This is a genomic window from Actinoplanes sp. NPDC051513, assembly GCF_044454685.1.
GTDB lineage: Bacteria > Actinomycetota > Actinomycetes > Mycobacteriales > Micromonosporaceae > Actinoplanes.
The window spans coordinates 386,755-396,293 of sequence record NZ_JBITDW010000009.1; the positions used below are offsets into that span (position 1 = coordinate 386,755).

Genomic DNA, 9,539 nt, shown 5'->3' on the forward strand with positions numbered 1-9,539 from the left:
TAGAGGCTTCGAATTCCAGTACCGAGATCGCCCGGGTCATCGCGGCCCGCGACGAAGGGAAAGCAGCAATGAAGTAGGCGCCGCAGAGCCGGCAAACGGCCCGCCTTGCCGACATCCATGGATGGGTGTCTATTGAGAGAATGACCGTCAGCAGACGAGCGTTCCTCGCCGGCGTGGCCGGCACCACCGTGCTCGGCCCGGTGATTCCCGAAGCCGCGGCCGCCGCGACCCGCCGGACCGGCGTCGATCAGGGCACCGACATGGGCGTCCGCCTCTCGCCGGACGGCCGGCGGATCGCGATGGATCTGGTCGGCGTGCTGTGGGTGCTGCCCGCCTCGGGTGGTCCCGCGCGCCGGCTGACCGGCGATCTCTTCGACATCGCGTGGCCGGCCTGGTCGCCCGACGGCGGGACGATCGCGTTCTCGTCGTACCGCACCGGCACGTTCGACCTCTGGGCGATCCGCCCGGACGGTTCGGCCCTGCGGCGTCTCACCTCCGGCCCGTACGATCACCGCGAGCCGTGCTTCGCGCCCACGGGCGACCGGCTGGCGTTCTCGTCGGACCTCTCCGGCTCGTACGGGATCCACGTGCTCGACCTGGAGTCCGGCGCGATCACCGCCGTCGCCGACAGCGCCGCCGAGGAATATGAACCGGCCTGGTCGCCGGACGGCCGGCGGATCGCGTTCGTGGTCGCCAACACCCGCATCGACGTCGTCGACGTGACCACCGGCGGCCGCAGCACCGCGGTGACCGTCCCGGCCGGCCAGGTCATCCACGGTCCGGCCTGGACGCCGGACGGGTCGGGGCTGACCTACCAGCTGACCCTCGACGGGCGCAGCGAGCTGTGGCTCTCCGGCCGGCCCGTGATCACCGGGGAAGAGGTGTTCCCGTTCCCGGTGACCTGGAGTCCGGCCGGCGAGGTCGTCTACGCGGCATCCGGCGGCATCCGGCGGCGGAAGCTCGGCTTTCCGGCCGCCAAGATCGGCTTCGTGGCCCCGCTGGCTCTCACCACGCCGCGTTATCGCAAGCGCGGCCGCGACTTCGAATCCCGTACGCCGAAGCCCGTGCTCGGCATCGGCAGCCCGGTGCTGTCCCCGGACGGCGGGTCGATCGCGTTCCGGGCGCTCAACGACATCTGGACCATGCGTATCGGCGGGTCACCGCGCCCGCTCACCCGCGACCACTGGTGGAAGTCCGACCCGGCCTGGTCGCCGGACGGCCGCTACCTGTCCTACTCCACCGACCGCGGCGGGAAGCTCGACATCTGGGTGCGCGACCTGACCACCGGCGCCGACCGGCAGCTGACCGCCGTGCCGAACGCCGCCGTCTCGGGCAGCTGGTCGCGGGACGGCTCGCACCTGGCGTTCCTCGACCAGACCGGTGCGCTCCACACGGTCGAGGTGGCCACCGGCGCGGTCCGGCAGCTGTTCACGGCCACCTTCGAGCCGGGCCGGCCGAGCTGGTCGGCGGACGGCCGGACCATCGCGCTCGCGGCCGTCGTGCCGTACTCCGCCCGTTTCCGCGAGGGGCTCAGCAAAATCCTGCTCGTCGACACGACCACCGGCGCCGGCCGGTACGTCGATCCGCTGCCGCACCGGTCGCTCCAGACCCGTGGCGACGACGGCCCGGTGTGGTCGCCGGACGGACGCAAGCTGGCCTTCGTCCTGGCCAGCACGCTCTGGGTGGTAGAGGTCCACCCCGACGGCCAGTTCGCGGGCACGCCCCGGCAGATCACCCACGAGGTGACCGACGCGCCGAGCTGGAGCGGCGACTCCCGCCGGCTGCTCTACCTGCACAACGGCCTGCTGCGGACGGTGTCCGTGGACGGTGGGCGGCCATCGGCCGTACCGATGCCATTGACCTGGGCCAACACCAGACCCCGCGGACGTACGGTGATCCATGCCGGCCGGATGTGGGACGGCGCGCGCCGCGAACTGGTCCGCGACGTCGACATCGTGGTCGAGGGCCACCGGATCACCGCGGTCGAGCCGCACCGCCCCGGACGCGACGGCCGGCCGGTGGACGCCCGGGACGCCGTGGTCGCGCCGGGCCTGATCGACATGCACCACCACCGGGAGATGCAGGGCTACTCGTACGGGGCGCGGCAGGGCCGCCTGTGGCTGTCGCTGGGCATCACCACCACGCGCTCGCCCGGCAGCCCGGCGTACCACATGGTCGAGGAGCGCGAGTCGATCCAGTCCGGCGCCCGCATCGGTCCGCGGTACTTCGCGACCGGCGAGGCGATCGACGGCTCGCGGATCTTCTACAACTTCATGCGGCCGACGTACGAGCCGGGGCAGCTCGCGCTCGAGCTGTCGCGCGCCGGGGCGCTCGACTACGACCTGATGAAGGCGTACGTCCGGTTGGCGCCGGAGAGGCAGCGGCAGGTGATCCAGTGGGCGCATCGGCACGGCATCCACGCCACCTCGCACTACCACTACCCGGCGTTCGCGTTCGGCGGCGACGGCCAGGAACACGTGGGCGCCACGAGCAGGTTCGGCTTTTCCCGTACGGTGACCGCGCTCGGCACCGTCTACGAGGACGTGACCAGGATCTTCTCCGCCACCGGCGCGTCCCGGACGCCGACCCTGTTCGGGGCGACCACGCTGCTGGCCGAGGACGACAGCCTGCTGACCGACGTACGCGTCCGCACGCTGTACCCGAGCTGGGAGTATGCGAACCTGCAGGCCATCGCCGCCACCGCGCGCACCACCGATCAGACCGTCAGCCGGCAGAACCTGGCCCGGCAGGTGGCGCACCTGATCCGCCTGATGCAGGGTGACGCCCGGGTGATCACCGGCACCGACTCGCCGATCTCGCCGAACGCGGTCAGCACCCATCTCAACCTGCGCGCGATGGTCGCGTACGGGATGACGCCTTTCGATGCTTTGAGCACGGCGACGCGGATACCCGGCGAATTTCTCGAGGAGCCGCTCGGCCGGATCGCGCCGGGTTGTTACGCCGACCTGGTGGTGCTCGGCGGCGACCCGCTGACCGACATCAAGCAGGCGGCGAACGTGCGGCAGGTGATGGCCGCCGGCGTGCTGCACACCGTCGACGGCCTGCTCGAGCCGTTCGTCACGGCGAGGCAGGTGGCCGTGGCGAGTCCGCTGCTGGCCTCACCCGAGCCGCATCCGGCGAACGCCCGCTATTGGTGGCATGACCCGCATTACGTGCAGGAGAGCCGCCACGCCTGCTGCAACGACTCATGAGGTCGCGGCGTCGAGGAGTTCCAGCAGGTGGTGGTAGGTGCGGCCGGTTGCGCGGGTGAGGCCCAGCTCGCAGGTTCGGTTGACCGAGGCGTGGGCGGCGAAATCGCCCTGGGTGACCGCGGCGGCCTCGGCGGCCGTCGCGGAGGCGGTCAGCTCGGGGTGCAGCAGGCCGCGGTCGCCGGCGAAGGCGCAGCATTGCCAGTCGTCGGGGACGACGACCCGGTCGGCGATCGCGTGGGCGACCGCTTCGATGGCGGGGGCGAGGCCCAGGCGGGTCGAGCTGCACGTGGGGTGCAGAGCCAGCGACGGCAGCTTGCGGGTGACCGTGAGGCGCGGGAGCAGGCGGTCGGCGACGAAGGTCACCGCGTCGGTCACCTCCAGGCCCATGCGGTGGAAGCCCTCGGTGCAGGACGCGGCGTCGGTGACCACCGGGACGGCCGCGCCGGCCAGGGCGTCGCGGACGCGGGACCGCATGATGCCGTAGCCATCGGGCAGGCCCTTCGACGACCACGGTGTGCCGCAGCAGAGCGAAGCGATGCCATCGGGCACGCTCAGGCGGACGCCGGCCCGCTCGGCGAGGCGCCGGACGGCGGCCATGACGCCGGGGCCGCCCTCGGCCGGACCGAACATCGTGTTCAGGCAGGACGGGAGATAGACGGCGTCGGCCGAGGCCGACGGGGAAGACCGGCGTCTGGTTCCGCCGGCCGGCAGGTCCCGCGACCACTTTGGTACGCCCGGAGCACGCGTCACCGCCTCGACGAACCCGGCCGGCGCGGCCGCGGCGGCGTCCAGCGCGCCGCCCATGGCCCGCGAGACCCCGCCCCAATGCTTGGCCGCGACCGTCCACACCCGTTGCGTGGCACGGCTGTTGGCGTCGGCGCGCAGTCGTTTGGTGAGGTCGCCGGTGTTGATGCCGACCGGGCACGCGGTGGCACACATCCCGTCGACCGCGCACGTGTCGACCGCCTCGTACCGGTATTCGCGTTCGATCTCCGCGGCGAGCGAGGGCTCGGCGGCGGCCATCTCCCGCCGCAGCACGATGCGCTGGCGCGGCGTGGTGGTCAGGTCGCGGCTCGGGCACACCGGCTCGCAGTAGCCGCACTCCACGCACCGGTCGACCTCGGCCTCGACCGTGACCACCGGCTTGAGATGCCGCAGGTGGGCCGAGGGGTCGTCGGTGAGCAGCACCCCGGGGTTGAGCAGGCCGTCCGGGTCGCAGGCACGCTTGAGCCCGGCCATCACCTCGTACAGCTCGTCGCCGTACTGCCGCCGCACGAACGGCGCCATCACCCGCCCGGTGCCGTGCTCGGCCTTGAGCGTGCCGCCGCGCCCGAGGACGGCCTCGACCATCTGTTCGGTGAAGTCGGCGTAGCGCTGCACCTGGTCGCCGGCGCCGAACCGCTCGTTGAGCATGAAGTGCAGGTTGCCGTCCTTGGCGTGGCCGAAGATGACGCTGCGCTCGTAGGAGTGGGCGTCGAACAGCTCGTACAGGTCGCCGCAGAGCGCGGCCAGCTCGGCGACCGGCACGGCCACGTCCTCGAGCAGGGCGAGCGTGCCGGACGGCCGGTTACCGGCGACGGTCGCGTAGAGGCCCTTGCGGATGTGCCACAGCGCGGCCCGGCCGGCGGCGTCGCGGCTCAGCCGGGCCGGAGCGGCCAGGTCGAGGCCGTCGAACAGCCGTAGCGCGGCCCGCTCCCGGTCGGCGAGCTCCTCGGCGTCGTCCTGCTGCCATTCGACGAGCAGCGCGGCCGGCGTGCCCGGAAGCTCGACGGCCCGCGACACCCGCAACGACTCGGCGTCCAGCAGCTCGACCGCCGCGGGCGAGGCGGCGACCAGCTCGGGCATGGCGGCCATCGCGTCGTGCAGGGACGGGAAGACGACCAGCCCGGTGCTGGCGTGCGGGTGGACCGGGACAGTGCGAAAGACGGCCGAGGCGACGAACCCCAGCGTCCCCTCGCTGCCGACCACGAGATGGGCCAGGATCTCGGCCGCCGAGTCGTGGTCGAGGAAGCTGTTCAGGCCGTACCCCATGGTGTTCTTCATCGAGAACTGCGCGCGGATCCGGCGTACGGAATCGGGATTCGACCGCACCCGGTCGCGAAGCCGCAGCAGACTCTCGGCGAGCAAGGGCTCCGCATCGCGGAGCCGGGCGTCCGCGTCGGGCCGGCCGGTGTCCACGACGGTTCCGCTGGGTAGCACCAGGGTCAGCGATTCGAGGGTCTGGTACGTGTTGGCGTGCGTGCCGCAGGTCATGCCGCTCGAGTTGTTGGCGATGACCCCGCCGATCGTGCAGGCCGACTCGCTCGCCGGATCGGGTCCCAGCTTGCGGCCGTACGGGGCGAGGCGCGCGTTCACCTGCCGCAGCACCGCGCCCGGCTGCACCCGCACGCGTGCCCCGTCGTCGAGGACCTCGATCTTGCGGAAGTGCCGCCGGGTGTCCATGAGCAGCGCGTCGGTGCCGGCCTGGCCGCTGAGGCTGGTGCCCCCGGAGCGGAAGGTGATGCTGAGCTCGAGCCCCGCGGCCGCGCGCATCAGCGCCGCCACCTGCCCGGCATCGCGCGGGACCAGCACGGCCTGCGGAGTGAGCAGATAGTGCGACGCGTCGTGGGCCATGCCGAGGCGGTCGGTCACCCGGGTGCGGACCGCTCCTGGCGCCGCCTCTTCGAGGGTCTGGAAGGGCATCGGTACCTCCTTGAGCAGTTCTCCGCCGGGGGAGAGGCGCACCACCTCGGGCGTCATTCGGGGATCGCGACCGGGAGACCGGCGAGCAGGCCGCCGTCGACGGGCAGCGCGACGCCGGTGATGAAGCTGGCCCGGTCGCCGGCGAGGAAGGCGATCGCCTCGGCGACCTCCGCCGGCCGCGCCACCCGGCCCAGGGGGTGGCTCCGGCCCCAGGTTTCGACGAGCCTCTGCGTGCCCTCGTCGGTGCCGTCGGAGAACATCCGGGCGGACGCTCGCAGCATCGGCGTGTCCACCGAGCCGGGGCAGACCGTGTTGGCCCGGATGCCGTGCTTCGCCTCGTCGACGGCGAGCGAGCGGGCGAACGCGTTGAGCGCGCCCTTGCTCGTGGTGTAGGCGGCGACGCCGGTCTGGGTGGCGAATCCCTGGACCGACGAGACGAGCACGATCGAGCCCTCGCCGCGGGCGCGCAGATGCGGCAGCGCGTGTTTGACCGCGAGGTACGCGCCGGTGACGTTGACGGCGAGCACCTCGTTCCACTCGGCGCTGGAGGTCTCGGTCGCCGTGCCGTACCGCTGGATGCCGGCCGCCGTGACCACGATGTCGATGCCGCCGTGCGTGGCGGCGACCCGGGTCATGAGCCGCTCGACGGCCGTCTCGTCGGTGACCGAGACCTCGGCCCGCTCGACTCCCGGAAGCGGCGGGTCGGATGACGGCAGACCCGCGGCCACGACCGTCGCGCCTCGTGCCGCGAGCAACCCGGCCGCCGCGCGTCCGATGCCGCTGAGCCCGCCGGTGACGACGGCGACCCTGCCCTCGAACTCTTCCATCAGCTCCCCTTGATGACTCGGACCTGACCGGCGAGTCCCAGCCCGTTCAGGACGCCCTGCAGGTAGCCGATCGCGTGCGCGCGGCCCCGGCTCACGTACGCCTCGGAGGAGATGTCGCCCCAGGTGTCGACGTCGCCGGTCATCGCCGGGACATGGTCGTCGATGAGGAACCCGTCGAACCCGGCGTCGTACAGCCGCCGGATCACCCGGCCGGGGTTGAAGTTGCCCTCGCCGAGGAAGCACTCGGTGAAGCGGGGCACGGTGCCCCGGACGTCCCGGAAATGGACGTAGAAGATCGACGGCCCCAGCAGGTCGATGACCTCGTTGATGCTCTGCTCGCCGTTCATCTCCGAGACCGTGCCGAGGCACAGGTTCAGCCCCCACGACGGGCTGCCACCGGCCTGCTCGAAGGCCCGCCCGAGCGCGGCCGGCGAGGTGAAGATCCGGGCGATACCACCAAGCGGCACGTCGACCGGCGGATCGTCGGGGTGCAGGGCCAGCCGCACGCCGGCCTCCTGCGCCACCGGCAACACCGCGTCGAGGAAGTATTGGTGGTTGGCCCACATCTGCTCGGCGGTGATCGGCTCGTCGACGGGATGGTCCGGCGTGAGCCGGTAGCCCGCGAGGGCGTTGCCGGCGCCGACGTCGGCCAGGTCGAACGTGGTGACCAGGGCGCCGCCCCGCCCCCGGGCCGCCATGTCGGTGCGCCACACGTACGTGCCGAGGAAGTTGTACCCGAGCAGGTCGATGCCGACGGCCGCGAGGTTGCGGATCGTCCGCTGATAGTTCTCGATCTGCTCGTCCCGGCCGGCGAGCCCGCGCTGGATCTTCCAGAAATGCGCGAGCGGCACGTTCTCGAGGCCGTCGATCGCCAGGCCGTCGGCGTCGCAGCGTTCCCGCAGCGCCCGCAGCTCCTCCAGACTCCAGAAGCCGCCGGCCCCGGGCAGGTGGTCGGGCGTGTGCAGCTGTACGCCGGTCAGGCCGAGCTGATGGGCGAACGTCGCGATGCGGTCGTCGTACCGGTCGACGTGGCCGAGGCTGATGCGGATGGTCATGGTCGCCCGTTCGTCGGTTTCATTCGGTGAAGTAGTCGGGGAACTTCTCGCGCAGCGAGGGCGCCAGCTCCATGGCCCGCCGGGCGTGCCGGCTGATCAGCGCGCGCCCGGACGGCACGTCGGCCCGTTCGAGCGCATCGACGATGGCGCGATGCTCGTCGATCAGCACGCGGACGCCGGTCGAGTCGGGCAGCGCGAGCCGCCGGAGCCGGTCGAGCTGGAGCTTCGAGCGCTGCACGACCTGCCACGCCCCCGGGTGGCCGCTCAGCGCGAAGATCTCGCTGTGCAGCGCCTCGTCGGCGGCGAAGAACGCGTTGAAGTTCTCGGTGCGGTACGCCCGCTCCTGCCTCTCCAGCAGCTCGCGAAGCGTGCCGACCTCGGGCGCGGTGCTTGCGCAGGTGGCCTCGAAGGCCGACACCTCGAGGCTCTCGCGGACGAACCGGGCCTCCTCCACCTCGCGCAGACTGATCAGCCCGACCCGGGTGCCGACCTGCGGCACGACACGCACGAGGCCGGCGTCGGCGAGCCGGGCGATGGCCTCGCGGATCGGCGTGCGGCTCACCTGCAGCCGCTCGGCGAGATCGGTCTCGGACAGCGAGGCGCCGGGGGTGATCCGGAGCTCGCGGATCGCGGAGACGAGCTCGTCGTGGACGCGATCCGACGTCCGCGCCGACGGGCGGTGCCGGACGACCGGTGACAGCACCGGGCCGGTCGGCAGGAGGGGTGGGCTGGGGCTCATGAATTGGTATCGTTGCATGCCTGCGTACTTGTATTCAAGTATTCCAAGCGGATCACCGCGACGGGCGCGGCACTCATCATTGTTGGCGCCCTCGATCAACTGCCGGCGCACGGACGGATCTGCCCGGCGGTGACGGGCTGCGCCCGCCGGCGCCCCGGGCCATGGCAGCCGCCCGGCTCGCCCCGGCGGGCTCCGGCGGCGCGGCGCGGCGACTGCGGCAGCGCGGTATGCGGGATGGGCGTGCGGTCTTCCGGGTGGGGCGTGCGGTGTGCCGGGCGCGAGATGCCGGACGTTGGTGCGGTGGGCTGCGCGAATCTCCGCTGTGGGTCGGCGCCGATTTCGCCCGTCCCACGCTGATGCAATCGGTATTTGCCATCGTCGGTGGAGGCTGTTGAGTGGTGTTTGCTGTTGCGGGAGAATGGCGCAGAACATTGTTGACGGAATGGTAGGCACGGCGGCCGAAATTTGGTCGGCGCCACGGGTCGGGTGGTCTGTGTGGTCTTGGTCGGCGGGCGCACGAGCCGGGCCGCGGTGACGGTTGTTCGGCGACGACCCGGTGCGGTAGACCCGTAACCCACCCCTGGGCCGAGAGATTCGGTCCTGGTCCGGCGGAGGCCAGCTGGTCGCCCGCGGCCGGGGTGGCCTGCTGGGTGGGCGCGGGCTGCGTGACCTGCCCGACCGCGGCGGGCACCGCCGGGGTGGGCTGCGCGATCGGGTTGCCCACCGGGTGCACCACCCGCCGTGCTGGTGAGCCGAGGTCCTGGCCGGTGCGGGCGGGAGAGGGCGGCCCCACCGGCGCCACGGCCGCCACGGCGTGCCCAGGTGTGCCGGCGCGGCCCGACCAGAGCCGACGCTCGGCCGCCGTCAAGGGTGAACCGTCGTCACCGCCGTGCAGGCGGCGCAGCTTACGGGCGTGCCGCTCGACAAGCCCCCAATGCCGCGTAGCTTAAGTTGATCATGGTGTTGGTGGTGGGAAGAGTTGCAGGCGGATCGTGGCTGGCGTCCGGTGGCGGATGCTGGCGGG

General features: G+C 72.2%; 5 protein-coding genes. 1 reads left to right on the top strand and 4 read right to left on the bottom strand.

The genetic code is table 11. From position 1 onward, the window contains the following. The first annotated feature begins 140 nt into the window (after positions 1 to 140). Positions 141 to 3,212 carry an amidohydrolase family protein gene (locus ACIA5D_RS29050; RefSeq protein ID WP_396033459.1) on the top strand — a complete coding sequence of 1,024 codons (3,072 nt, stop codon included), beginning with the start codon at positions 141 to 143 and terminating at the stop codon, positions 3,210 to 3,212. On the opposite strand, the gene ACIA5D_RS29055 is transcribed toward ACIA5D_RS29050, so the two are convergent. The 4 genes from ACIA5D_RS29055 to ACIA5D_RS29070 are packed head-to-tail and all read right to left on the bottom strand — an operon-like array spanning position 3,207 to position 8,515. Next, the gene (locus tag ACIA5D_RS29055) at positions 3,207 to 5,894 is read right to left on the bottom strand and encodes an FAD-binding and (Fe-S)-binding domain-containing protein (RefSeq protein WP_396033460.1); all 2,688 of its coding nucleotides are present in this window, start codon (positions 5,892 to 5,894) and stop codon (positions 3,207 to 3,209) included. The two genes, ACIA5D_RS29050 and ACIA5D_RS29055, sit on opposite strands and share 6 nt — an antisense overlap. A 53-nt stretch (positions 5,895 to 5,947) precedes the next feature. Then, positions 5,948 to 6,721 carry an SDR family oxidoreductase gene (locus ACIA5D_RS29060; protein WP_396033461.1) on the bottom strand — a complete coding sequence of 258 codons (774 nt, stop codon included), beginning with the start codon at positions 6,719 to 6,721 and terminating at the stop codon, positions 5,948 to 5,950. Next, the gene (locus tag ACIA5D_RS29065) at positions 6,721 to 7,776 is read right to left on the bottom strand and encodes a mannonate dehydratase (protein WP_396033462.1); all 1,056 of its coding nucleotides are present in this window, start codon (positions 7,774 to 7,776) and stop codon (positions 6,721 to 6,723) included. Before ACIA5D_RS29065 ends, ACIA5D_RS29060 begins: the two co-directional genes overlap by 1 nt. Before the next feature lie 19 nt (positions 7,777 to 7,795). Beyond that, positions 7,796 to 8,515 (bottom strand): GntR family transcriptional regulator, encoded by a 720-nt coding sequence (locus tag ACIA5D_RS29070; RefSeq protein WP_396033463.1) that lies wholly within the window; start codon positions 8,513 to 8,515, stop codon positions 7,796 to 7,798. Between the last annotated feature and the right edge of the window lie 1,024 nt (positions 8,516 to 9,539).

Bases quoted from the DNA above. Each gene is read 5' to 3' on its own strand.
- ACIA5D_RS29050 (WP_396033459.1), top strand. From the start codon at position 141: ATGACCGTCAGCAGACGAGCGTTCCTCGCCGGCGTGGCCGGCACCACC.
- ACIA5D_RS29055 (WP_396033460.1), bottom strand. From the start codon at position 5,894: ATGCCCTTCCAGACCCTCGAAGAGGCGGCGCCAGGAGCGGTCCGCACC.
- ACIA5D_RS29060 (WP_396033461.1), bottom strand. From the start codon at position 6,721: ATGGAAGAGTTCGAGGGCAGGGTCGCCGTCGTCACCGGCGGGCTCAGC.
- ACIA5D_RS29065 (WP_396033462.1), bottom strand. From the start codon at position 7,776: ATGACCATCCGCATCAGCCTCGGCCACGTCGACCGGTACGACGACCGC.
- ACIA5D_RS29070 (WP_396033463.1), bottom strand. From the start codon at position 8,515: ATGAGCCCCAGCCCACCCCTCCTGCCGACCGGCCCGGTGCTGTCACCG.